Genomic DNA, 24,717 nt, shown 5'->3' on the forward strand with positions numbered 1-24,717 from the left:
CGCTTATATTGTAAATAGATTTTTTCTATTTTACAACTTTTTTAGAAATTTTATCCAAATAGTAGTATATCACGGGGGTGATATATAAGGTAATAACTTGTGAAATAATTAGCCCTCCAACTATGGCGATACCCAATGATTTTCTTGCTTCAGCTCCTGCACCTATTCCTATTGCTATAGGAATCGCTCCCATCAATGCAGCAAAAGTAGTCATCATTATAGGTCTAAACCTTATGAATGCACCTTCTACTATCGCATCAAGTGGAGGTATATTTTTCTTTCTTTCTGCTTCAAGGGCAAAATCTATCATCATTATAGCGTTCTTTTTAACAATGCCCAGGAGCATTACAAGCCCAACAAAGCCGTATAGATTTAGTTCATAACCGAAAAGTTTTAATACTAAAATTGCGCCGAGTCCTGCAGAGGGTAAACCTGAAAGTATCGTTAGCGGATGAATGAAACTTTCATATAAAATTCCCAAAATAATGTAAATTACAACGATTGCGAGAAGTATAAGTAGCCATAGACCCTGCGTGGATGATTGAAAAGCTTGTGCAGTTCCTTGAAATGATGTGTATATGGATGAAGGTAGATTTTTGGTTGCAAGTTTTTCTATCTCTTTTACAGCTTCGCTTAATGCTACACCTTCTTTTAAATTAAATGATATCGTAACGGAAGGAAGTTGTCCCATGTGATTTACAGTAAGGGGGCCAAGAGTTTTTTTTATCTGTACGAGATTTGATAGTTGAACCATACTATTGTTTGCGGATAAGACGAATAGCTGATTTAATCTTTCTGCGGTTGATTGAAACTGTTTACCGACATTTAATATCACCTTATACTGATTGTTTGATCCATATATTGTGGAGACCTGAAAATCTGAGAAAGAGTATTGGAGAACCTGCTCAATTTTTTCGGGCGATACACCAAGCAAAGAGCATTTTTCTTTGTTTATATTTATAGACAACTGGGGATTCTTGAGCTCAAGGTCACTTGTTACATCCTGTAATATATTTAATTTTGCAAGATCCTGTTTGAATCTTTTTGCATTATTAAAAAGTTCATCAATATCACTTCCGGTGAGGACGAATTGATATTGACTTTTGGTGAGTGAGCCTCCAATTCTTATGGGTGGGGGGTTTTGTACAAACACTTTTATCCCAGGTATATTTGATGTTTTGGAACGCAACGATGCTGCAATTTTTTCAGCGTTCATCTTTCTTTCTTTTCTTGGTTTGAGGGTAATAAAAAATCTGCCACTATTTTCACTTGAGCTAGCTCCCCCCACACCTATTGAAGACATAAACCCATTTATATTCTTATCTTCAAGCAATATCTTGCTTATCATTTTGTGATACCTTGTCATTTCTTCAAATGTGGAACCTGGTGCTGCTTCAGTAACCACAAATTACTGCCCAATATCATCATTCGGTAAAAATCCCATTGGCATGTGGTAAAACAGGTATATTGTAAAGAAAGTGGTAAGAAAGAAAAAAAGAACTACCGTTTTTTTATAGTGTAATACGGTTAATAAAGATACTTTGTAAAGTTTTAGCAAAAAGTTGAATACTTTTTCGAAAAAATTGTATATCCTTCCATGAGTTTTACTTTCGGAAACTTTTATAATTCTGCTTGCCATCATTGGGGTAAGACTCAATGAAACAAATCCGGATATTAAAATAGCAACACTTATCGTGATGGCAAATTCATTTAAAAGCCTTCCCAATATACCCTTCATAAATAAAACCGGAATAAATACTGCCACAAGAGAAAGTGTCATTGATATTATTGTAAAATAGATCTCTCTTGCTCCGTCGACGGCAGCCTGATATGGTTTTTTACCCATTTCGATATGCCTGAATATATTTTCAAGCATTACTATTGCATCATCCACTACAAATCCTACTGATAGGATCAGAGCCATCAAAGATAGATTGTTTACACTAAACCCTAAAAGATACATCAACATAAATGTGCCTATAATGGCAACCGGAAGTGTTATGGCAGGTATTACAGTTGCGACAAGATTTCGTAAAAAGATAAAAATAACAAACACAACTAAGCCAATTGTAAGAAAAAGGGTAAATTTAACATCATTTACCGATTCTCTGATTGAAATTGTTCTATCATATAATATGTCAATATTTATTGAACCAGGAATCTGGTTTTTTAGAATAGGTAGTTTCTTTTTAATGGAATCCACAATCTCCAGTGTATTGCTTCCAGGCTGTCTCTGTATGGCAAGTACTATTGCTCTTGTGTCTTTGTACCAGCTGGCTACCTTATTGTTTTCAACACTGTCGTAAACATCAGCGATATCTTTAAGTTTCAATATTTTATTATCTTTATTTCTTACTATAATTTCACTAAAACCAGTGGCGTCTGATGGTTTACCTGAAGAGTCTATTATAAAATTTTTATAAGATGTGTAAAGTGATCCTGTGGGTAATTTGGAGTTATGCTTTTTTATCGTTGAAGCTATCTCATCGAAACTTAACCCTAAAGAAAAGATCTTTTCTGGTTTTAGATCTATCCTTACAGCATATTTCTGAGAGCCGTAGATATTTACCTGTGCCACTCCGGATATTGTGGAAATCTGCTGGGCTATGAATGTGTCAGCATACTCATGCACTTTGTACAAAGGGAGCGTTTTTGATGATACTGCGATATAAAATATTGGAAGATCTGCAGGGTTTACTTTTCTAAAAGATGGTGGTGTTGGCATATCTGATGGGAGATTTCTAAGTGCCTTTGCTATCATGGTTTGAACATCCTGGGCGGCTATGTCTATATTTTTTTCAAGTTTGAACTGAATTGTGATCCTTGTGCTCCCTTTTGTATTAGTTGAAACCATTGAGGTTATTCCATCTATCGTTGAAAACTCCTTTTCAAGTGGTAGTGCAACGGTGGATGCCATTGTTTCAGGGCTTGCACCGGGGAGTGTTGCTGTGACTTCTATAGTTGGAAAGTCCACGGATGGTAGGTCATTTACTGGAAGCTTAAAATATGCAAAAAGTCCAAAAATAATTATAGAAAGTGAAATAAGGATTGTGGTGACGGGACGATTTATAAAAAATGAGCTAATTTGATTTTCATTATTCATTGTTTTTTTTCACCCTGATTTCCACCTTTGCGTTGGGTCTTAATTTTATGGCACCATCGGTCACCACCTTTTCTCCCTCGTTTAGATTATCCACAACTGCTATTTCTTTATAGACATATTTTTGATGAATGTTTCTTATTGATGCGGTATTGTTGTCGCTTATAATCCATACAAATTCGTTGTCTTGACCTTTTTGAATAGCATTTAGTGGGACAACGTAAACATCTTTTAAAGTATCGAAATATACTTTAACATTTACGAACTCTCCAGGCCATAATCTTGCCAAACTGTTTTTAAAAGTTGCTTTTAGTTTAAATGAACCACTTGTTCTATCTATAGTATTGTCAATAAATGATATAAAGCCATCTTCAATTTTCTCACCTTTTTGGGAAAATAGCTCTACAATTATTTTCTTATTCCCAATTAGATATTGATTGATTTTGTCAAGGTACTCCTCCGGAAGACTAAATTCTGCATCTATTGGTGTGATCTGGTAAATTGTTGTTATAGCTTTATCGTTCTCTTTTATATAATTTCCTTGGTCTAATAAGATTTCTCCTGCTTTACCGTTTATAGGAGATTTTATCGTGCAGTATGATATTTGCGATTTTAGGTATTCTATATTTGCCTTATCTGCTTCTACTGTGGCTAAGGCAGTGTTTAATGATGTCTGTGCATTATCAAGATCCACCTGGGCTGCATACCCTTTCTGGACAAGTTCTTCGTATCTTGAAGCATTTTTCTTTGCATTTTCAAGAATTGCTAAATCCTTTTGCAATATTGCTTCAGCCTGTTTTATCGATTTTTCCAGGGTCAAACAGTCGATTTTGACCAATAGCTGCCTTTTTTTTACGAAATCACCTTCATTGAAAAAGATTTTTTCTATCTTTCCAGAAACTTTTGACGTTAGACTAATTGAGTTTTTAGCCACAACTTGTCCAAATGTCTCATACACTACAGGGATATCAGTCTTTTTTACTGTTTCTATGACTACGGCAACAGGTTTATCCTGTTTTGATTTCTGTTTTATATCTTTTTTATCCTGTGAGCAGGCGGTTATTAGAATTAACAATAATAAAATATAGAACAGTAATCTATTCATCCAACTCTCCTATTGCTTTTTTTAGCAGTGCTTCTGATATCAAATAGTCGTATTTTGATGAGATTCTGTTTAATCGGCCTTTTTCCAGTTCTATCTCAGCATCTGATAATTCGATGGGGGTGCTTAGCCCTGCATTGTATCTCCCCTTTGCGATTTCATAATTTTCTTCAGCCTGTTTTAAGATTTTTTCAGAAATGTTATATTTTTCTGATGCTTCCTGAAGGTTATAAAAGGCTGTTTCTATTTCATTTTTTATGGATTGCATCAAAACCTGTTCGGTATATTTTAAATTTGCTATATTTGCTAAAATCTCATTAATTTGATAATTGGTTAGATTGCCGTTGTACAAAGGAAAGTTAAACTTGATACCTAGGTTCCACCCATCCCTGTCCATATCTGGATGATTTCCGGATCTTAAATAAGATGATTCAAGACTGAAGGTCGGGTAATAGTTCGTTTTTGTAGCTTTTAGTGTAAATTCGGTGGATTTTATCTTTTCCCGTATGGATAACAATTCTGCCTTTTTAAATGGCTTAAAAGGTTATCTCTTGTCTGGATAGCAACGTTAAGATTTTCTTTTGCCTGTAAAAGACGAAAAAAATTTATCGTAACGTTTGTTATAATTTGTGATTTCACAGAAAAAAAGTCATATTCTGAGGATTTTTCCAAAAAATCATAGCTTTTAGATAGATTCCTCGTTTTATCAAAGTCGTATAGATTCATCTTTAAATCAACACCTATTGAATATAGGTCATAACTGTTGTTGCTATCTTTTGTTGCGCTAACGGAAGGCAGAGGGGACGTTCTATTGTATCCCCCTGTTAGATTCATCTGGGGTAGTAGTGAGGAGTCTATCTGCTTCGACTTATTTTTATATATCTCTTTTTGGCTGTATGCTGCTTTTAGGCTTGGATTGTTTTTCAAAGCAAGCAAGATAAGATCTTTAAGATCCGACACATTTTCAGCTGAGGCTATTATAGGTAGAAAAAAAGATAAGATCAAAACTTTAAAACATATCTTCATAATCTTCCCATCTATTTTTAAACTTTGGTTCTCTTTTTTCAATAAATGCCAACATCCCTTCTTTTTTATCATAGCTGCTGAAAGCCACAGAAAAAGCGTTTTGTTCCAACAGGAGAGCTCTATCGATATCTATTTCTATGCCATTGTTTATGGTCTCTTTTGCCAGACCAAGGGTAAACATACTTTTTTTGTTGAGGTTTTTTACAACATCACAGATATGACCAAACATTTCATCTTTCGATTTAAATATTTTTGATATTATCCCTCGACAAAATAGCTCATCAACACCTATCTCCAACCCTGTTATGGTGAGATATTTGACAAAATTCTCATGTATCTTTCGAGAGGCAAGAGCAGTTCCCCCAAAAGCAGGGATGATACCGTAGTCGGTTTCCGGAAAGCCAAATGTGGTATCTTTTGTGGCAAAAACAAGATCTGATGCAATTGCTATTTCAAATCCTGGTCCAAGTGTTTTGCCGGCCAGTGCAGAAATGATAATCTTTCTACTCTCTCTTATTTTTTTTATCAGCTCCTGACCTAAAGAAGAATATATCTTTGCCTCTGTCTCATCATACCCCAAAAGGGACTTTATATCATGACCAAGACAAAAATCTTTTGATGCCGATGAAAAGATTATATGGTTTATATTTTTATCATTTTCAACGCTTTCAATGAGATTTATTATCTCCACAATATTATTTTTTGTAAGATAGATACCTGAAAAAGTTATATACAGAGCTTTCTCCTGGGAATTTATTTCAGTACCAATATTCATATGCCAACCTCTAATATTTTTTTGTCAATTAACATTTTTACTTATTTTTATCAATAAATATTTTTTTCAAAAAAATCTTTGACTTTAATATAAAACTGTGTAATTATCTAAATTTACAAAACTTTTAAAGCTAAAGCTATGGTAATGGCTTGATACGACTTTGGAGGATTTATGGAGATTGTGTTGCCAGATAAAAATAAAATTTCGCTTGAAGATGATGCTACAGTGGCGGATGTGGCAAAAAAGATCAGTGAAGGGTTATTCAAAAGGGCTATCGCCGGGAAGGTGAATGGAAATCTTGTTGATCTTTCTGCGAAGGTAAAAGATGGTGATCAGGTCACTATTATTACAGAAAAGGATCCTGAGTCGATCGATATTTTGAGACATTCCACTGCTCATCTTATGGCTCAGGCTGTGCGTAGACTTTTTAAAGATGTAAAGGTAACCATAGGCCCCACAATACAGGATGGTTTTTACTACGATTTTGATATAGATACACCTTTTAAAGAGGAAGACCTGGAAAAGATAGAGCAGGTGATGGCGGATATTGCAAGACAGGATTTACCTATAATTAGAAAAGAGCTTAAAAAGGAAGATGCTATTAAGCTTTTTTCCGAAATGGATGAAACATACAAGGTGGAGATAATAAACGACCTTGGAGAAGAGGTTGTATCTATATATTCCCAGGGGGAATTTGTGGATCTCTGCAGGGGGCCTCATCTTCCATCTACAGGTTTCATAAAGCATTTTAAGCTTTTAAGTGTTGCGGGTGCTTACTGGCGAGGGGATGAGAAAAATAAAATGCTTCAAAGAATTTATGGCACTGCATGGTTTAAGAAAAGTGAGCTAGATGAATACCTGAATAGACTGGAAGAGGCAAAAAAGAGAGACCACAGAAGATTGGGTAAAGAGTTGGAGCTATTTGGTACATTTGATGAAATAGGTTCCGGTCTTATATGCTGGATGCCTAAAGGGGCAAAAGTGAGGGCCACCATTGAAGAGTTTTGGCGTAAGGAGCATTTTAAAAATGGATATGACCTGCTTTACACACCTCATATAGGTAAGTCTAACCTCTGGCATACATCAGGACATCTGGATTTTTATTCTGAAAATATGTATTCCCCAATGGATATAGAAGGGCAGAATTATTATATAAAGCCTATGAATTGCCCCTTTCACATAATGATTTACAAGTCGAAAAATAGATCTTATAGGGATTTACCACTTAGATGGGCGGAGCTCGGAACAGTGTATAGATATGAAAGATCTGGGGTTTTACACGGATTATTGAGGGTTAGAGGTTTTACGCAGGATGATGCCCATATTATCTGTGCACAGGATCAGATCGTAGAGGAGATTGAAGAGGTTCTTAAATTTTCTCTGGAAATCTGGAAAACGTTTGGGTTTACATCCATCAAAGGGTATATTGCCACACGACCGGAGAAAAGCGTTGGGGATGACTCAATGTGGAAAGCTGCCACTGATTCTCTTATGGAGTCTATAAAGAAATCGGGGATTGAGTACGAAATAGATGAGGGCGGTGGGGCGTTTTACGGACCAAAAATAGACTTAAAGGTTAAGGATGCCATAGGTAGGGAATGGCAGATGACCACCATTCAGTTTGATTTCAATCTACCTGAAAGATTTGATATGGTATATGTGGATAGAGATGGAAAAGAAAAAAGACCTTATATGGTTCATAGGGCTTTATTAGGCTCTCTGGAAAGGTTTTTTGGTGTTTTAATAGAGCATTATGCTGGTGCTTTCCCCTTCTGGCTCGCACCTGTACAGATAAAAATATTGAATATATCTGATGAACAGGCTGATTACTGTGAGCAGTTGTACAGAAGATTAAAGACTGAAGGTTTTAGAGTGGAACTGGATTTGAGAAATGAAAAAATTGGTTATAAAATACGGGAGGCACAGCTTTTTAAGGTGCCGCATATGATTGTAGTCGGTAATCAAGAAAAAGAAAAGAATCTTGTGAGCGTAAGATTAAGAAATGGTGAGACAAAAAATAATCTTGATTTTTCTGAGTATTTTAGTGTAATAGATGAATTAAACAGGTCTAAGACCTTAAATCTTTGGAGGTGATTTATAAGCGAAAAGGTTCTTGAACAAGAAAGGATCAACGAGGAGATAACTGCATCAGAAGTGCGTTTGATACTGGAAGATGGTAAGCAGGCTGGGATTGTTTCAATTGATGAGGCACTGAAAATAGCCCAGGAAAGAGGTTATGACCTTGTGGAGATAGCTCCAAATGCAAAGCCGCCAGTTTGTAAGCTTCTGGACTATGGTAAGTTTAAATTTGAAAAAGTAAAGAAAGAGAAGGAAGCCCGTAAGAAGCAGCGGCAAAACATGATTGAAACCAAAGAGCTAAAACTTAGACCCAATATAGATGAACATGATTATGATGTGAAATTGAAACATATAAGAAGATTCCTTGAAGATGGTGATAAGGTTAAATTGGTTGTTAGATTTAAAGGTCGGGAAACCATGTTTGGTGAGCATGGAATCGATCTGCTGAATAGAATCACGGCAGATTTACAAGATCTCTGCGTTGTTGAAAAAAAACCAGAGATGCAGGGTCGTCAACAGGTGATGGTTATAGCACCTAAAAATTAACAGTTTGGAGGAAAGATGCCAAAAGTAAAAACCCACAGGGGAGCTGCCAAAAGATTTAAAGTTACAGGCAGTGGAAAGATTAAGTACAAAAGAAGCTTTTTGAGGCACATCCTCACCTCAAAGAGCAGTAAAAGAAAGCGCGCATTGCGCCACCCTGGCATCCTGGAAGGTGCAGATTGCGCCAATATCAGGAAGCTGTTACCATACGTTTAATCAAAGGAGGATGAAGTGCCTAGAGCAAAAGGTGGTTTTAAAACCAGAAGAAGAAGAAATAAGTGGCTAAAAGTCACAAAAGGGTTCAGGGGCGTAGCAAATAACGTCTATAAAAACGCTCGTGAATATGGTGAAAGAGCTTTAGCATTTGCCTATAAAGGCAGAAAACTCAAAAAGAGGGATTTTAGATCTTTGTGGATTACAAGGATCAATGCTGCGGTTCGTCAGTATGGGCTTAGCTATAGCAAGTTTATCGGATTGTTAAATGCGAAAAACATTGAAGTGGATCGTAAGGCTTTATCTGAGCTTGCCATAAGAAATCCCCAGGAATTTGAAGCACTTGTCAAACAGGTTAAGGAATAATTTATAGGCGTGGTTTAAAAACCACGCTTTTTTATGAGTAATCTTTCATTAAAGGGATCAATACTGATCATATTGGCTGGTGTCCTGTGGGGGACGACAGGTACATCTCAGGGTCTTGCACCTGTGGGGGTTTCCTCTTCTACTGTGGGCTCTATGAGACTTATTATTGCAGGGGTGTTTTTTACTATCCTGCTTATTTTAACAAAAGATTATCCTAAAAAGAATTTAAGAAAAGAGGATCTTTTTTTTCTGATAGTGGGGACTTTGTCTGTGGTATTTTATCAGTTATCTTTCTTTTACGGTGTAAGGATATCAGGTGTGGCTGTGGGGACTCTGATAGGTATCGGTAGCTCACCTATGTGGGGGGGATTGCTTGGGTACCTATTCCTTGGTGAGAAGCCTGCAAAAATTTGGTATTTATCCACATTCCTTGCTATTTTAGGGCTTATTTTTTTATCTTTCATTGATATATCGAGCTTACACATAAATTTTACAGGTGTGCTTTTGATGTTACTTGCTGGTTTTACCTATGTAGTTTACTCCCTTTGTGCTAAAAAGCTCATGACAAAATTTCATGCAAATTTCGTCATGGCGGTTTACTTTATGGGGGGTGGTATTTTGATGATGCCTGTTCTCTTTATGAATGATATGAGTTGGCTTCTTAGTTTGCGAGGATCCATATTGATGATTCATCTGGGCATCTTTGCCACTTTTTTGGCGTATATTCTCTTTTCACGGGGGTTAATGCTGGTGCCTGTATCAAAAGCCACAACATTATCTCTATCTGAGCCATTAACCGCATCAATTCTGGGAATAACTGTGTTGGGGGAAAGGGTTACGATGATGAATATAATTGGAATCTTTTTGATATTTACCAGTCTGTTGTTGCTATCCAGAAAGAGTTGATCATATAGTTATAAAAGTGGTGAAAATACTCTACAAACCCCTTCAAACAATTTTTCATATTTGGGCTTTCTTCTTAGATAATCACTATCTATCTTTTTAGAGATGGAAGTATATTCGGATGCAAGGTTTAAAACGTGACCTGCAAAATCCTGTGAATATATTAAAAGGCTCACTTCAAAGTTTAGTTTCATACTACGATTATCCATGTTTACAGTTCCTATGGAGACGAAATTTCTATCAACAATGATCAGTTTCGAATGGAGCATATATTTTGTTTCATATATCTTTACTCCGGCCTCCACCAATTCTTCGTAGTATGATCTTCCGGCGGCACCGACTATCGGGTGATTATTTTTACCTGGCACAATCACAGTTACCTCTATACCCAGCATTGAAATATTTCGCAGTATATTGACAATCGTTTCATCAGGGACAAAATAAGGGGTAATGATTGTTATGCTCTTTTTCGCACTTATAAAAACTGATAAAAGTGATTCGTATATATAATTTATATCCTGATCTGCCCCTGAGGGGATGACGTGGGTGTAGAGATTAGTGTCAATATTTTCGGTATATAAAATTAGATCGTTTGAGATGTCATGATTGGTGGCATAATACCAGTCTTCACAAAAAATTTTTTCAAATTCAAACACTACATTCCCGGTAAGTCTCACATGACAGTCGATCCATTCATCTTTACCGGCAAGTTTACCAAGATAATCATCACCGATATTTACACCACCAGTGTAGCATATTCTTCCATCTATAATGGCAATTTTTCTATGGTTTCTGAAGTTTACAAGAGATAATGTTTTAAAACTAAGTGGCAGGAAAACGGCGGTATTCCCACCAGCTTTTTTAAATCTTTTAAGAAGGTTCGAATAGTGAAACGTTATGGAGCCTACTCCGTCGTATAAAATATACACTTTTACCCCTTCCTCTAATTTGTGAATGAGAAGATTTATGAAAAATTCACCCATTTCATCCGGATCTATTATGTAATATTCCAGAAGTATTATCTTTTTTGCTTCGATGATATCCTGTGATAGCCTGACATATTTTGATGCTCCCCCCAAAAGCTCGATCGATTTTATCGATACTGGATGTTTTTTCGTGATGGTACAGACTTTATTACAAAAGTCATTGTTGGTAAGTTTGGAGTAGTCGTAATTTTCTCTTTTTATGAGAAAAGATTTCTTTAGTTTGACGTTGATCAATCTTTTAAGTCGTGGATTGCCGATAAGAACATAAAATATTACACCAAAAACAGGCAGAAAGATCAATGTTAGTATCCATGAGAAAGTGGCCCTTGCGTCCCTTCTGCCGGATAGAATCATCAGTATTAAAAAAAGTGCAACAATCTGGAAGATATATTCAATTATCAGAATGGTAATTTTCATGAATACTGTTTTCCTTGAAAGATATTGTGTTTTTTTAAGTAAGTGTAAAACTTGTTTGTGAAGTCGGATTTGTTTTTAGGCCAATCCGGAGCAATCAACAACTCCTTTGGAGCATCCCCGACCAATCTTGCAATTATGGTATCTTTTTTTAAATAGGATATACCATCGGCTAAAAGTTCTATATATTCATCCTCTGTGAGGAGTTTAAAACCTTCTAATTGGTTTTTTAAATATAGTTCGGCAAGCTTTGTACCTTTTACTATGTGCAGGTGATGAAATTTTACGGCATCCACTCCTAATCCGGCTAAATATTTTACACTATATATCATTTCAGATTTTGTTTCATATGGTAGGCCAAGTATCAGGTGTGTGGTTATTTTTATTCCAAAGCTTTTTGTCAATAAAACCGCTTTTTCAAAATCTTCCACCGAATGACCTCTATTTATAAACTTAAGGGTTTTGTCGTGGGAGGACTGCAGTCCATACTCCATGAAGATATCATATCTATTGGTAAGCTGTGATAAAAACTGAAGTTTTTTTTCATTTATGACATCAGGTCTGGTACCTATAAAGATTCCTACAATTCTATCATCTATCAATGACTCTTTTATCATATCAACGAAATATTCATCGTTGCAGTAGGTATTCGAGTAAGATTGAAAGTATACTATAAAACGGTTAACCCCTTTTTTGGTCAGCCTTTCAATACCTTTTGATATTTGATCTTTGATGGAAGATCCATCGGTAAATACAAATGATGAATTATCACAATATATACATCCTCCTTCACCTTTTGTGCCATCTCTATTGGGACATGTAAGTCCCGCATCAATTGAGATTTTATAAACTTTTTCTCCAAATTTTTCTTTGAAATACTGATTTAAGGTATATATAAACATAATTGCCTACTAAATTTTTCTTGTATTTATTGAAAGTTTATTCTAAATTACTATGAAAAGCAAGTATTAAAAGAGGTGAGATATGGCTATTAAAAAGGAATTATTGGATATTCTTGCCTGTCCCAAATGTAAGGGGGATATAAGGTTGTCCAAGAATGAAGATGCTTTAATATGTGATAAATGTAAATTAGTATATGAAATACGGGATGACATTCCAATAATGTTGATTGACGAGGCGAAAAAAGTAGAGTCTACGGATGGATTATAATAATGAGGGAAAATGTTTTTGATCTTATAGATCGTTTAAAAGGTGTTAAAATATTTGTCATCGGGGATGTAATGCTCGATGTATTTCTTTATGGAAAGGTGAATAGGATTTCTCCGGAGGCCCCTGTACCTGTGGTGAATATTACAAATGAAAAAAGAGTTCCTGGTGGGGCGGCCAACGTTTCTTTAAATTTAAAGGAACTGGGGGTTTCTACGACATTGATAGGTCTGGTTGGCAATGATCAAGAGGGCAGTTTCCTAGAAAAATATCTTAATGATAGAGGTATTAAAACATTTCTAATAAAAGATGGTAGGCCGACCACAGTTAAAACGAGGATTATTGCTGGTAGTCAACAGGTGGTCAGGGTGGATAAAGAGGTATCCCATAATCTCTCTGATAAAAAAGAGTTATTAGTGGTGGATTATTTCGAAAAACATCTATCAGATTTCGATGGGGTTATTATTTCTGACTATGCCAAAGGTGCCATCACCAGGCGATTGATAAGGAGGGTTGTGGATCTTTGTAAGAAACATAACAAAATAGTCACTGTGGATCCAAAGATTGAAAACTTTTTTTACTATAAAAATGTTACAACTCTTACCCCAAATAATAAAGAGGCTTCTGCAGCCACCGGTATAAATATAAAAGATGACAAGTCACTTGTGAAGTGTGGGAATTATATCTTAAAAAAGCTAAACTCCGATTCTCTAATCATCACTAGAGGAGAAAAGGGGATGACTATCTTTGAAAATGGTAAAATTGAGCATCTACCGGCTCTGGCTAAAGAGGTGTTTGACGTTACAGGTGCCGGGGATACTGTGATATCTGTGGTTTCATCTTTACTTGCCCTTGGTGCACCACTCAAAGATGCTGCTATTTTATCGAATATTGCTGCGGGTATTGTTGTTGGAAAGATAGGTACAGCAACAGTAAATGGTGATGAGCTTAAAAAAGGTGTCATGGAATACATAGAACAAAAAGGTGAATTTTAGAGGTACCTATGGAAATATTAGATTCTTATCAGATGTCCCTTGCGGATAGATTGACTATTGATGAGTTGAAGGTTCCGTCCATCGTTTTAATGGAGAATGCTGCCAGAGCATCCGCGGATGTGATAGAAAAAATAGTTGGATCTAAAAGTTGTTCCTTTGCCGTAATAGTAGGTGCCGGGAACAATGGAGGGGATGGTATCGCCATTGCAAGACATCTTTATAATAAAGGTTTTCATGTGGAGATATTTCTTGCGGAGTCTGAAGAAAAGTTTAGTCAAGATCTCCTCATAAACTACGAGATAATAAAGAGATATCCAATAAAATTAAATAGAGTGGAAGATTATGAAGATAAGTTCGATTATATAATCGATGCGTTGTTTGGTACCGGTTTGAATAGATCAATAGAGGGAAGATATTTAGAGATAGTAAGAAAAATAAATTACTCTAAAGGACAGATTTTTTCTGTTGATATCCCCAGTGGGTTAAGTGGAAGTTCCCCAAATATTTTTGGTGAGGCTGTAAAAGCCAATTGGACAATAACGTTTTGTCGGCCTAAAATACCACATTGTATCTATCCTGCTATGGATTATTGTGGGGAGGTAATAGTTGTTGATATCTCTATACCTGATTTTATTATACCGAAAGTTGAACCCTATCTATATCAACTTAACATAAAGACTGTACCCTCAATTCCAAAAAGATTAAAATTTACCCATAAAGGTGCATATGGACATGCGGTTTTGCTGGGGGGATCATTGGGGAAATCAGGTGCGATTACCATTGCCACAATTGCTACAATTAAGACAGGGGCAGGTCTTACAACTTCTATAATACCGGAGAAGATCTTCAGTAGCTTTGCAGCTTCAATACCTGAAGCTATGTATTTCATCGTGGAAGATTTTGATTGTATTTCACACAAAGAGATTGATAAAATTGTAGAATTTGTTAAAGATAAAACTGTGCTGACTATTGGACCTGGTATGGGCACCTCTGATAGGAAAAAAGAGCTTATAAATGAATTGATTGACAGGACAGATACCCCTGTTATTTTAGATGCTGATGGGATAAATAATTTAAGTATCTCAGATCTAAATAAATTTAAATTCAGATCTATTATTACGCCACATATTGGAGAATTTTCAAGGCTAATTGGTGTTTCAAAGGATGAGTTGCAAAAAGATATAATTAAGATGGCAAGAGAATTTTCTGTTAAATATGGTATAGTGTTGGTATTGAAAAGTGCTTCCACATTAATTGCATTACCGGATGGGGTCATTTATGTTTACAGTGGAGGTGTCCCTGCCCTTGCAAAAGGTGGTAGTGGTGACTGTCTAGTTGGTATTATCACAGGTTTTGTTTCTCAGGGGTTTAGCTTGAAAGATTCAGCTTTACTGGGTGTGTATATTTTTGGTGAAACGGGTAGAAAATTAAGCAGTATCAGAAATGAGCTCACCATTACGGCAACAGAGGTAATAAAAGATATCGATGGGATAATCGATGAATTACAACATATCATCCATTGATGGGCTGAAAAGTTTTATATCATCCCATTTAGAGCTATTTAAAAGCAAAAAGATCCTATTATTTGGTGAATTGGGTGCAGGCAAAACTACCTTTGTTAAGATCTTAGGGGAGCTACTTGGTTTTAAAAATATTTCAAGTCCCACTTTTACGATAATGAATAGATATTTCAATGGTGATGATATCTTTATACATCTTGATCTTTATAGACTTACTTCGCTAAATGAACTTGAAAATATCGGTTTTTTTGATTATATTGATACAAACTATACAATTGCTGTGGAGTGGGCGGATAGATTTAATTTGAAAGATATGCTCGATGAATATACTCTGGTGGAGCTAAAGAAAATTGATAACGATGACAGAGTTGTAAAAATAAATTTGAAAGGTGAGTGAAATGGAACCAAGTTTTTGCCCATATTGTGGTGAGGATCATCTGGATGAGTTGGATCCAACAGAATTGATGGTGGACAACCAGAAGTGGATCATCTATCACTATGAATGTAAAGTGTGTGGTGAGATTTTTGATAAAATCTTCATTGATGAAGATTACGGCGATATTGAAGATGATGACGATGATGAAAATAGATTATGGAGTTGATGTCTATGAATGACAACAATTCTGATATTAAAAAGCTCAATACTGTGAAGGATAGCCTTGAAGACATGGCTCTTTACCTTCCGGAGCTGGAGAAGTTGACGCTTGAGCTTATTTCTGCGGATTTGTCAGATGACTATAAGGAGTCTAACTATCTGCATTATAAGCTTAAAATACTTGAATATTTTGTGGAAAATCTAAACAAAAAGATAAGTGAAGAATTGGGTATAAACCCGAAGGAACAGAAAAAACTATCATAAGTACAAGGAGATGTAATGGATTATAGCAACCTTCCCACCAGAATTTCGCCTGAAGAGTTTGAATCATCTATTTACAGAGAATGGGAGGAAAAGAAATATTTTCATGCGGATGAAAATTCCCAGAAACCTCCTTATTCTATTGTTATCCCTCCACCGAATGTGACAGGTTCCCTTCATATGGGGCATGCACTTAATAATACTCTGCAGGATATACTTATAAGGTATCATAAATTAATCGGCTTTGAGACTATGTGGATACCTGGGACAGATCATGCAGGTATAGCAACTCAGAATGTTGTGGAAAAGATGCTGCACACTGAAGGCTTGACTCGCCATGATCTTGGTAGGGAAAAGTTTATTGAAAGGGTGTGGAAATGGAAAGAGGAGTCCGGGGGGACGATCATCAGACAGTTAAAAAGATTAGGTTCCGCCTGTGATTGGGATCGTGAAAGGTTTACTATGGATGAGGGATTATCCAGGGCAGTTAGGATTGTGTTTGTTACCCTTTACAAAGAGGGTTTGATTTACAGATCTAACTATATCGTAAATTGGTGTCCCAGATGCCATACAGCTCTTAGCGATCTTGAGGTGGAGCATGAGGAAAAAGAAGGGGCTATTTATGAGATCAAATATCCCATAAAAGGGGATGATAGATATATTGTAATTGGAACCACAAGACCCGAGACTATGCTTGGTGATACAGCAATAGCTGTACATCCGGATGATGAAAGATATAAAGATTTAGTGGGTAAGGTTGCAATATTACCGATACTTAATAGGGAGATTCCTATTATTGCCGATGAGTATGTGAGTATGGATTTTGGTACCGGTGCCCTCAAGGTTACTCCTGCCCATGATCCAAATGATTTTCTGCTTGGTAAAAAACATAATTTACCTGAGATAAATATTTTCGACGAAAATGGAATTATAAATGAAAATGGTGGAAAGTACAATGGGCTTGATAGATTTGAAGCAAGGAAATTAATTGTTGAGGAGCTTAAGAATCTTGGTTTGCTTGAAAATATTCATAAGCATATCCATAAAGTGGGTGGATGCTATAGATGTAAAACTGTTGTGGAACCACGGATATCTATGCAGTGGTTTGTAAAGATAAAACCGTTGGCGGAAGAGGCCATAAAGGCTGTGGAAAATGGTAGCATAAAGATATTTCCCCAAAACTGGGAAAAAACTTACTATGAATGGATGTACAACATCAGAGATTGGTGTATTTCAAGACAGATCTGGTGGGGGCATAGAATACCTGTCTGGTATTGTAATGAATGTGGGCATCTTACGGTTGAAATTGAAGATCCTGACAGTTGCGAAAAATGCGGCTCAAAAAATATAATTCAGGATAATGACGTCCTTGATACATGGTTTTCATCGGCTCTGTGGCCCTTTTCAACTATGGGTTGGCCGGAAAAGAATAAAACAATAGAAAAGTTTTATCCCACAAGCTGTCTTGTGACAGGTTTTGACATCCTTTTCTTTTGGGTTGCCCGTATGATAATGATGGGGCAGAAGTTTATGAAAAAAGAGCCGTTTAAACATGTTTACATCCATGCTCTTGTGAGGGATCAATATGGTCAGAAGATGAGTAAGTCCAAAGGTAACGTTATAGATCCCCTCGTAATAATCGATAAATATGGCGCTGATTCCTTTAGATTCACGCTTGCTTCCCTTGCTGCTCAGGGGAGGGATATAAAGCTTTCTGAGGACAGAATTGAAGGGTACCGAAATTTTGTCAATAAGATATGGAACGCATCAAGATTTATTTTGATGAATTTGGGAGAATACAAACCTAAGGATCCAGTATTAGAAAGATTAAACAAAGAGGATAAATGGATCCTTTCTATGCTTAAAGATACTGCTGATGATGTGGCGAAGGCTATAGAAAGCTATAATTTTAATGAAGCAGCCCTCAAGATCTATCATTTCTTCTGGCTTAATTTTTGCGATTGGTACATTGAGTTTATAAAGATACGTATTTTTAAAAATGAGAATAAAGATGAAGCCCTTGATACGGCGGTATACGTTTTGAAGAAATCTCTTATTATCCTTCATCCTTTTATGCCATTTGTGACGGAGTATATCTACAAACTAATAGGTGAAAAAGAGAGTATAATGCTTGAAAATTATCCAAAAGGTCTACCTGATTATGAAGCTGATAGAAGAGACGTTGAAAGGATTATAGATTTTATATCTCTTGTGAGAACCATCAGAGGGGAATACAATATCTCTCCAGCAGTGAAGATAAAAGTTTTCTACAAGACAGATGACAAAGAAGTTTTACAATTGATTTCTGGTAACTTAAACCTTATTTCTACCATTGCGAAAACTGACAGCATTGAAGAAACCAAAGAGAATATAAAGAATTCTGCCGTTAATGTATCGAGAGATTTTACTGTATATGTACCTCTCGAGGGGCTTGTGGATATAGAGGCTGAAATTAAAAAGCTTGAAAAGGAGAAACAGTCTCTGGAAAAAGATTTTAATATCTATAACGGGAAGTTGAACAACGAAGGGTATTTGAGTAAGGCAAGGGAGGATATTATCACAAAAGATAGGGAAAAATTGGCAGATATAGTTGCCAGGTTGGAAAAGGTCAATGAGTCTATTAAGAGATTCAAGGGAATCTGATGTATATTTCGTTAATAGATAGATTGATAAATCTGGCCATCGACGAGGATATTGGTAAAGGTGATCTATCCACAGATTCCATAAAGTCATATCTTGGAAAGGGAACTTTTGAGTTTTTGGCAAAAGAGGAGTTTATCCTTTGTGGAATCGATGTTGTGCGAAGAGTATTTGAATTAATCGATTCTGATCTTGATGTCCACTTTTTCCGTAAAGATGGTGATATGGTTCCAAAAAGTGATGTAATAGGTTCTGTTAAGGGGGATGTTGCATCGATTTTAAAGGGTGAAAGAATAGCTTTGAATTTTCTACAACGGATGTCTGGCATTGCCACCAACACTTACAATTTTGTTGAAAAGTTAAAATATAGCAATATAAAGATTCTTGATACAAGAAAGACTCTTCCGGGGCATAGAATCCTGGAAAAATACTCTGTAAAAACTGGGGGTGGATACAATCACAGATTTGGGTTGTTTGATGGCGTTATGCTCAAGGACAATCACATAGATGCTGTGGGTGGTATCAGAAAAGCGGTGGAGATTGTGAGAAGAAATATCCCCATTACTGTAAAAATAGAGGTGGAAACAAGAAATCTTATTGAAGTAAAAGAAGCTGTGGAAGCTGGTGTTGATATAATTATGCTTGATAATTTTGATATTGAAATGATATCTGCAGCTGCTGATATAATTGGGGGTAAGAGTAAAATAGAGGTTTCAGGTGGTGTTACGATTAACAATATTGATAAGTATAAGGATCTCCCAATAGATTATATTTCTGTGGGGGCATTGACCCATCAGGCAAGAAGTGTTGACATAAGCCTTAAATATAGAGGTGAGATATGACTAAGATAGATGATATGGAGAAGGCAAAAAGATTGGCAAGGACTATAATTACTGATATTGTGTTATACAATCAGTCTAAGGTGGAAGAAGGTATAAAAAATGATAATATTTTTGATATCTTAAACGAAGAGATTGATCTGGGTAAAAAGCTTTTTGAAGAAAAAGTAAATACGAATGTTATACCTATGAAAATATTTGATAAAATATTGATAGATATATTAATAGCAAAATATGGTGGAAAGATAGAGTCTAAAATATGGTAGAACAATAAAAGGAGAAGATATGGAAAACTTTTTTAATTATGATGATTTGCATGATATTTACGACGTTGTTATAATTGGCGGTGGCCCTGCAGGTTTAACCGCAGGAATATATGCAGCAAGAGACAATCTTAAAACACTTATTCTTGAGAAAAATTATCCTGGTGGACAGGTGGCTATCACCGAGATCATCGAAAACTACCCAGGTTTTCCTGATGGTATTTCAGGTGGAGATTTGACAGAGCAGATGTATAAACATGCACTTCATTTTGGGGTACAGGTTAAAAATGGTGAATGTTGCGGCGTAGAATTTGATGGGGATTATAAGTTGATACAGCTTAAGCATAGCGATCTAAAAATAAAAACAAAGTCGTTGATAATAGCTGCGGGGGCAAAACCTAAGAATTTAAATATTCCCGGGGAATCTAAATTTTTAGGTAGAGGGATATCTTTTTGCGCTACCTGTGATGGTGCTTTTTACAGAGGTAAAACAGTTGCGGTCATTGGTGGTGGTGATTCTGCAGTGGAAGAAGCCCATTACCTCACAAGATTTGCAGACAAGGTTTATATAGTTCATAGGAGAGATAAGTTTAGAGCAGCAAAAATACTCCAGGATAGAGTTTTCAACAATCCAAAGATAGAAATTGTATGGAATGCACAATTGATAAAAGTAAATGGTGAGAATAAAGTTGAATCACTTACCATTCAGGATAAACTTACTGGTAAAGAATTTGATCTGGTAATAGATGGTATCTTTGTTTTTATAGGATGGCTCGCTGATACAGAGCATTTTAAAGGTTTACTTGAAATGGATGAGTCTGGTTTTATAATTGCAAATGAGTCCACCAAAACGAATATCGCTGGTATCTTCGTTGCAGGGGATGTGAGGACAAAAGAGTTGAGGCAGGTTGTGACTGCTGTATCTGATGGAGCTATGGCCGCCAAAGCCGCCGAAAGATACATAGAGGAGACTTTTGGAAGTATATGAGATTTTCTGTTAGCTATTAATGGGTAAACTATATATAGTTCCAACCCCAATAGGGAACCTTGGTGACATAACATTACGTGCACTTGATGTTTTAAAAAATGTTGATGTGATATTTTCGGAAGACACAAGGAACACATTGGCGTTATTAAACAATTTTAATATCAAAAAAAAGCTGATATCTTATCATAAAGATAATGAGTTGAAAGCTTCTGAGGATATAATACAACATGTTTTGTCAGGTGAGACTGTTGCTCTGGTAAGTGATGCAGGTACCCCCTGTATATCCGATCCTGGGAACATTGTGGTTAGAAAGATGAATGAAATAAGAATACCTGTGGAGGTACTCCCGGGAGCAACTGCATTTGTGCCTGCGGTGGTGAGGTCAGGTTTCCCTACTGAGAGGATATATTTCTGCGGATTTTTGCCTTCCAAAAATAAAGAAAGAAGAGATTTTTTAAATTATCTTAGAGATAATGTATTTGCCAGCATTGTTTTTTATGAAGCGCCCCACCGCATTAAGGATACATTAAGAGAACTTCTGTTGGTTTTTGAATCACCCTTTGCTGTTGTGAGAGAGCTTTCAAAAGTATATGAAACATTATATTTTGTTGAGGATGAAAGTAGCTTAAAAGATATTGTTGAAAAGGGCGAGTTTATTATTGTTGTTAATAATAATATTGTAAAACATGTGGAAAAAAAGGATGCAGAACTGTTAGATTTTATTTTTAAGTTAAAGGAGGAAGGTTTTTCAAAACAGGATATAATAAAGATATTAAAGGCTTTTGGGGTAAAGAGGAACAGGGCTTATAATCTTGTTATTGAGAGGGATTAAACATTTGAAGTTGTTATCATAATCAGTAGCAAGGATCTCATTAAAAAAAGGGTCTTCAGGATTTTGCCCCTTAGAATGAAATGTATGGGGGCGATTTTTACATCGGAAGTTACGCAAAATATTTTATTTTTCAGTGGTACAAAGAATTGGGTGATGTAATAAAATAAAATCTTGATTTTTGGGCGACAATTTAATAAACTGGGGATTATGAGTAAAGTGATGGTTGTGGCAAATCAGAAAGGTGGTGTTGGTAAAACGACTACGGCTGTGAATTTAGCAGCTGCCCTTGCATTTGCAGAGGCTAAAGTACTTTTGGTGGACATGGATCCTCAGGCGAATGCCACCAGTGGTCTTGGATTTAATCCATCTGAACTAAAACAGAGTATATACGATGTCATAGTAAACAACGCCAGAATTGAAGATGTTTTGATTGAAACTAAGATAGATGGTCTTCATCTTATTCCCAGTAAAATAGATCTTACTGCTGCTGAGATAGAGCTGGTCACTGTTTTATCAAGGGAAACGAGACTTAAAAGGCCTCTTGATACAATAAAAGACAGATATAATATCGTAATAATCGACTGTCCACCCTCACTTGGACTACTGACGATAAACTCCCTTACGGCTTCAGATACAGTTCTTATTCCCCTCCAATGTGAGTACTATGCATTAGAGGGGCTTACTCAACTTTTAAATACAATCAGGCTTGTGAAAGATGGACTTAATCCAAAGCTTGATCTGGAAGGGATATTACTTACTATGTATGATCCAAGAAATAATCTCTCAAAAGAGGTTTATAAACAGGTGAGGGAGTATTTTAGGGATAAAATGTTTAAAGCAATAATTCCGAGAAATGTAAAGTTAAGTGAGGCTCCGAGTTATGGAGTGCCTATCATCTCTTATGACATAAAATCGAAGGGTGCCGAAAGCTACATAGAACTCGCAAAGGAGATATTGAATAAACTATGATGAAAAAAAGCCCCCTCGGTAGAGGACTTGATTCCCTCATACCTAAATCTGCCGATACTAAATCTGTGTTTGAGGTTGATATAGATGAGATAGTTCCCAATAAAGAGCAGCCCCGTTTGTCTTTTGAGGAAGAAAAACTTAAAGAACTTGCAAGCTCTATAAAAGAAAAGGGGATAATTCAGCCCCTCATAGTTACAAACGTTGGTGGGAAATATCAGATAATTGCTGGTGAGAGACGCTGGCGGGCGGCTGGAATGGCTGGTTTGAAAAAAGTTCCAGTTATTGTTAAGTCTGTGGATAACGATAAAGAAAAACTTGAACTTGCTTTGATCGAAAATCTCCAGAGGGAGGATCTAAATCCTGTTGAGGTTGCAAAAGCTTACAAACTTTTAATCGAAAAATATGATTATACGCAGGAGCAGCTTGCTCAAATAGTGGGAAAAAACAGAAGTACAGTGGCAAATAGTTTAAGAATCCTCAATCTTCATCCCAAAATTATCGAGGCTCTGTCACAGAATCTGATTACTGAAGGGCATGCAAGGTCCCTTATCGGACTTGAATCTTCAATGGCTCTACAGATTTTACAAAAGATAATTGATAAGGGGTTGACGGTAAGGGAAGTCGAAAAATTGGTTAAAAATATCAACAATCCCAAACGATTGAAAGAGAATAAAGGTAATGATCTTTTTATAGAGTCTATTAAAAAAGAGATGGAAGAGATTTTTAAAACGAAAATTCAGATAAAACCTTCCAGAAAAGGTGGAAAGATAGAGTTGGTTTACAAAAGTAATGAAGAGCTCAATACAATATTAGCTATCATTAGGGGTGAAAGATGTTAAGGGATAAGAAAAAAGATGAAGAAATCACGATCAATGCTTTTTTGGGCAATAAAACTAATTTTACCGGTACTCTCGTATTCGATGGTATTGTGAGGATAGATGGCTTTTTTAAAGGGAACATAGTTTCTTCCGATACATTGGTAATAGCCAAAGGTGCAAACGTTGAAGCGGAGGTGGAGACTTCAGTTGTAAAGATCTCTGGTAATTTTAAGGGGACTATAAAGGCTAAATCTCTTGTTGAGTTGATCAAACCAGCAGTGGTTGAAGGTACAATCTTTACTCCTGCATTGAAGGTAGAAGAAGGGGTAATTGTAAATGGCAGTATTAGTATGTCCAATAATGATGGTAAGGGGGTAGAACAATGAGAAGATCTTTGATTGCTGCAAATTGGAAGATGAATCTAACTTTTGATGAAGCTCTTTCTTTTGTTGGTTATTTTAAGGAATTTAAATTTGATACAAAAAAGATAGATGTTTTGATCGCACCACCTTTTCTCTATCTATCGGATCTTGGCAGGGCTTTAAAAAAAATAAATAAAAGGGTTGTTCTCGCAGCCCAAAATATACATTTCGAATCATCTGGAGCTTATACTGGAGAGGTATCTGCGGAGATGTTGAAATCTGTTGGTATAAATTGGACTATTATTGGGCATTCGGAGAGGAGACAGTATTTTGGGGATAACGATATTATTGTAAACAAAAAGGTTAAAAAGGCTATCGAGAATGGCTTAAATGTTATTCTTTGTGTTGGGGAGCAACTTCCGGAGAGGGATGCTGGCATAGAGAAAGAGCTTGTGATAAGTCAGCTTGGCATGGCACTTTCTGGTGTGGGTAGTGCTGATATGTCCAAAATAGTTATAGCTTATGAGCCTGTCTGGGCGATAGGTACGGGCAAGACAGCCAAGTCTTCTGATGCCGAAGAGATGCATAAATCTATTAGAGAATTTATAAAAAGTAGGTATGGAAGGAAAATTGCCAATAATGTAAGGATAATTTATGGTGGAAGCGTGAAGCCTGAAAATATCTCAGATCTGATGAGTATGCCAAATATTGACGGTGCACTGGTGGGTGGGGCAAGTCTAAAATTCGAAAGTTTTGCTAAAATTATAAATTATTGATTAGCTAAGTATTTTATATTTCAATATAAAGCGACGATAAACAAAATTGTAGCTGCAGTGGTACTGTCATTCTGTTAGGTATTCAAAGTTTTGCAAAGATCAGGTCTGATGATTACTATGTAGATAAAACCGGGTTTGTTAAAAAATTAGAAGTTGGGGGAGCAACTGTTATCAAACCTTGATAT

The 24,717-nt window shown here is 36.2% G+C and carries 26 protein-coding genes and 2 pseudogenes; 21 read left to right on the top strand and 7 right to left on the bottom strand.

Features of this window, described 5'->3' with window-relative positions; translation table 11 throughout:
• Positions 1-25 precede the first annotated feature (25 nt).
• The 5 genes and pseudogenes from ACP5Q2_RS09195 to ACP5Q2_RS09215 all read right to left on the bottom strand — a co-directional run bounded on the left by ACP5Q2_RS09195 (position 26) and on the right by ACP5Q2_RS09215 (position 6,003).
• Positions 26-3,103 (bottom strand): annotated as a pseudogene (locus ACP5Q2_RS09195) (efflux RND transporter permease subunit).
• A complete protein-coding gene (locus ACP5Q2_RS09200) occupies positions 3,096-4,205 on the bottom strand; it encodes an efflux RND transporter periplasmic adaptor subunit (protein ID WP_428099394.1) in 1,110 nt (369 codons plus the stop codon). The pseudogene ACP5Q2_RS09195 and the gene ACP5Q2_RS09200 overlap by 8 nt, the downstream one beginning before the upstream one ends.
• Positions 4,198-4,719: a TolC family protein gene (locus tag ACP5Q2_RS09205; protein ID WP_428099397.1), complete on the bottom strand. Its 522-nt coding sequence runs from the start codon at positions 4,717-4,719 to the stop codon at positions 4,198-4,200. The genes ACP5Q2_RS09200 and ACP5Q2_RS09205 overlap by 8 nt, the downstream gene beginning before the upstream one ends.
• Positions 4,695-5,228 carry a TolC family protein gene (locus ACP5Q2_RS09210; RefSeq protein ID WP_428099400.1) on the bottom strand — a complete coding sequence of 178 codons (534 nt, stop codon included), beginning with the start codon at positions 5,226-5,228 and terminating at the stop codon, positions 4,695-4,697. The genes ACP5Q2_RS09205 and ACP5Q2_RS09210 overlap by 25 nt, the downstream gene beginning before the upstream one ends.
• Positions 5,212-6,003: an enoyl-CoA hydratase/isomerase family protein gene (locus tag ACP5Q2_RS09215; protein WP_428099402.1), complete on the bottom strand. Its 792-nt coding sequence runs from the start codon at positions 6,001-6,003 to the stop codon at positions 5,212-5,214. The genes ACP5Q2_RS09210 and ACP5Q2_RS09215 overlap by 17 nt, the downstream gene beginning before the upstream one ends.
• A gap of 171 nt (positions 6,004-6,174) precedes the next feature.
• On the opposite strand from ACP5Q2_RS09215, the gene thrS reads away from it, so the two are divergent.
• The 5 genes from thrS to ACP5Q2_RS09240 are packed head-to-tail and all read left to right on the top strand — an operon-like array spanning position 6,175 to position 10,110.
• Entirely contained in the window at positions 6,175-8,097 is a 1,923-nt protein-coding gene (gene thrS / locus ACP5Q2_RS09220) for a threonine--tRNA ligase (RefSeq protein ID WP_428099405.1), read from the top strand.
• 3 nt (positions 8,098-8,100) lie between these two features.
• Positions 8,101-8,628, top strand: coding sequence for a translation initiation factor IF-3 (gene infC / locus ACP5Q2_RS09225; protein ID WP_424605363.1), 528 nt, complete (start codon positions 8,101-8,103; stop codon positions 8,626-8,628).
• Between the two features lie 15 nt (positions 8,629-8,643).
• Entirely contained in the window at positions 8,644-8,841 is a 198-nt protein-coding gene (rpmI, locus tag ACP5Q2_RS09230; RefSeq protein WP_013451442.1) for a 50S ribosomal protein L35, read from the top strand.
• 15 nt (positions 8,842-8,856) lie between these two features.
• Positions 8,857-9,204, top strand: a complete 348-nt coding sequence (rplT, locus tag ACP5Q2_RS09235; RefSeq protein ID WP_424605340.1) for a 50S ribosomal protein L20 — start codon at positions 8,857-8,859, stop codon at positions 9,202-9,204.
• Positions 9,205-9,237: 33 nt separating this feature from the next.
• The gene (locus ACP5Q2_RS09240) at positions 9,238-10,110 is read left to right on the top strand and encodes a DMT family transporter (RefSeq protein ID WP_428099408.1); all 873 of its coding nucleotides are present in this window, start codon (positions 9,238-9,240) and stop codon (positions 10,108-10,110) included.
• A gap of 8 nt (positions 10,111-10,118) precedes the next feature.
• Here ACP5Q2_RS09240 and cls read toward each other — a convergent pair whose 3' ends face one another.
• Positions 10,119-11,510 carry a cardiolipin synthase gene (cls, locus tag ACP5Q2_RS09245; RefSeq protein WP_428099411.1) on the bottom strand — a complete coding sequence of 464 codons (1,392 nt, stop codon included), beginning with the start codon at positions 11,508-11,510 and terminating at the stop codon, positions 10,119-10,121.
• Complete coding sequence (locus ACP5Q2_RS09250; RefSeq protein ID WP_424605337.1) at positions 11,507-12,409, bottom strand: TIGR01212 family radical SAM protein; 903 nt, start codon at positions 12,407-12,409, stop codon at positions 11,507-11,509. The genes cls and ACP5Q2_RS09250 overlap by 4 nt, the downstream gene beginning before the upstream one ends.
• Positions 12,410-12,491: 82 nt before the next feature.
• Between ACP5Q2_RS09250 and ACP5Q2_RS09255 the strand changes: the two genes are divergently transcribed.
• The 16 genes and pseudogenes from ACP5Q2_RS09255 to ACP5Q2_RS09330 form a co-directional block, all read left to right on the top strand.
• Positions 12,492-12,677: a Trm112 family protein gene (locus ACP5Q2_RS09255; RefSeq protein WP_424605336.1), complete on the top strand. Its 186-nt coding sequence runs from the start codon at positions 12,492-12,494 to the stop codon at positions 12,675-12,677.
• Positions 12,678-12,679: 2 nt separating this feature from the next.
• Positions 12,680-13,669, top strand: a complete 990-nt coding sequence (gene rfaE1, locus ACP5Q2_RS09260) for a D-glycero-beta-D-manno-heptose-7-phosphate kinase (protein ID WP_424605335.1) — start codon at positions 12,680-12,682, stop codon at positions 13,667-13,669.
• 8 nt (positions 13,670-13,677) lie between these two features.
• Entirely contained in the window at positions 13,678-15,192 is a 1,515-nt protein-coding gene (locus ACP5Q2_RS09265) for an NAD(P)H-hydrate dehydratase (RefSeq protein ID WP_424605334.1), read from the top strand.
• Positions 15,167-15,586, top strand: coding sequence for a tRNA (adenosine(37)-N6)-threonylcarbamoyltransferase complex ATPase subunit type 1 TsaE (gene tsaE, locus ACP5Q2_RS09270; RefSeq protein ID WP_424605333.1), 420 nt, complete (start codon positions 15,167-15,169; stop codon positions 15,584-15,586). The genes ACP5Q2_RS09265 and tsaE overlap by 26 nt, the downstream gene beginning before the upstream one ends.
• 1 nt (position 15,587) lies before the next feature.
• The gene (locus ACP5Q2_RS09275) at positions 15,588-15,791 is read left to right on the top strand and encodes a hypothetical protein (RefSeq protein ID WP_428099417.1); all 204 of its coding nucleotides are present in this window, start codon (positions 15,588-15,590) and stop codon (positions 15,789-15,791) included.
• Between the two features lie 5 nt (positions 15,792-15,796).
• Entirely contained in the window at positions 15,797-16,048 is a 252-nt protein-coding gene (locus ACP5Q2_RS09280) for a hypothetical protein (protein ID WP_428099420.1), read from the top strand.
• Between the two features lie 15 nt (positions 16,049-16,063).
• A complete protein-coding gene (locus tag ACP5Q2_RS09285) occupies positions 16,064-18,688 on the top strand; it encodes a valine--tRNA ligase (RefSeq protein ID WP_428099424.1) in 2,625 nt (874 codons plus the stop codon).
• The gene (gene nadC, locus ACP5Q2_RS09290) at positions 18,688-19,527 is read left to right on the top strand and encodes a carboxylating nicotinate-nucleotide diphosphorylase (RefSeq protein ID WP_428099427.1); all 840 of its coding nucleotides are present in this window, start codon (positions 18,688-18,690) and stop codon (positions 19,525-19,527) included. Before ACP5Q2_RS09285 ends, nadC begins: the two co-directional genes overlap by 1 nt.
• On the top strand, positions 19,524-19,790 hold the full coding sequence (locus ACP5Q2_RS09295; protein ID WP_428099430.1) for a hypothetical protein: 267 nt from the start codon (positions 19,524-19,526) through the stop codon (positions 19,788-19,790). The genes nadC and ACP5Q2_RS09295 overlap by 4 nt, the downstream gene beginning before the upstream one ends.
• A 19-nt stretch (positions 19,791-19,809) precedes the next feature.
• Positions 19,810-20,775 carry a thioredoxin-disulfide reductase gene (gene trxB, locus ACP5Q2_RS09300; protein WP_428099432.1) on the top strand — a complete coding sequence of 322 codons (966 nt, stop codon included), beginning with the start codon at positions 19,810-19,812 and terminating at the stop codon, positions 20,773-20,775.
• A 19-nt stretch (positions 20,776-20,794) separates the two neighbouring features.
• Complete coding sequence (gene rsmI, locus ACP5Q2_RS09305) at positions 20,795-21,607, top strand: 16S rRNA (cytidine(1402)-2'-O)-methyltransferase (RefSeq protein WP_428099435.1); 813 nt, start codon at positions 20,795-20,797, stop codon at positions 21,605-21,607.
• A 207-nt stretch (positions 21,608-21,814) separates the two neighbouring features.
• Positions 21,815-22,576 carry a ParA family protein gene (locus ACP5Q2_RS09310; RefSeq protein WP_428099438.1) on the top strand — a complete coding sequence of 254 codons (762 nt, stop codon included), beginning with the start codon at positions 21,815-21,817 and terminating at the stop codon, positions 22,574-22,576.
• Positions 22,573-23,415 (top strand): ParB/RepB/Spo0J family partition protein, encoded by an 843-nt coding sequence (locus ACP5Q2_RS09315; RefSeq protein ID WP_424605325.1) that lies wholly within the window; start codon positions 22,573-22,575, stop codon positions 23,413-23,415. Before ACP5Q2_RS09310 ends, ACP5Q2_RS09315 begins: the two co-directional genes overlap by 4 nt.
• On the top strand, positions 23,409-23,780 hold the full coding sequence (locus ACP5Q2_RS09320) for a bactofilin family protein (RefSeq protein ID WP_424605324.1): 372 nt from the start codon (positions 23,409-23,411) through the stop codon (positions 23,778-23,780). The genes ACP5Q2_RS09315 and ACP5Q2_RS09320 overlap by 7 nt, the downstream gene beginning before the upstream one ends.
• Positions 23,777-24,532: a triose-phosphate isomerase gene (gene tpiA, locus ACP5Q2_RS09325; protein WP_424605323.1), complete on the top strand. Its 756-nt coding sequence runs from the start codon at positions 23,777-23,779 to the stop codon at positions 24,530-24,532. Before ACP5Q2_RS09320 ends, tpiA begins: the two co-directional genes overlap by 4 nt.
• A 68-nt stretch (positions 24,533-24,600) precedes the next feature.
• Positions 24,601-24,693 (top strand): annotated as a pseudogene (locus ACP5Q2_RS09330) (AAA family ATPase); the annotation flags it as partial.
• Between the last annotated feature and the right edge of the window lie 24 nt (positions 24,694-24,717).

Origin of the sequence: Calditerrivibrio sp., assembly GCF_049968475.1 — a bacterium.
GTDB classification, from domain to species: Bacteria; Chrysiogenota; Deferribacteres; order Deferribacterales; family Calditerrivibrionaceae; genus Calditerrivibrio; species Calditerrivibrio nitroreducens_A.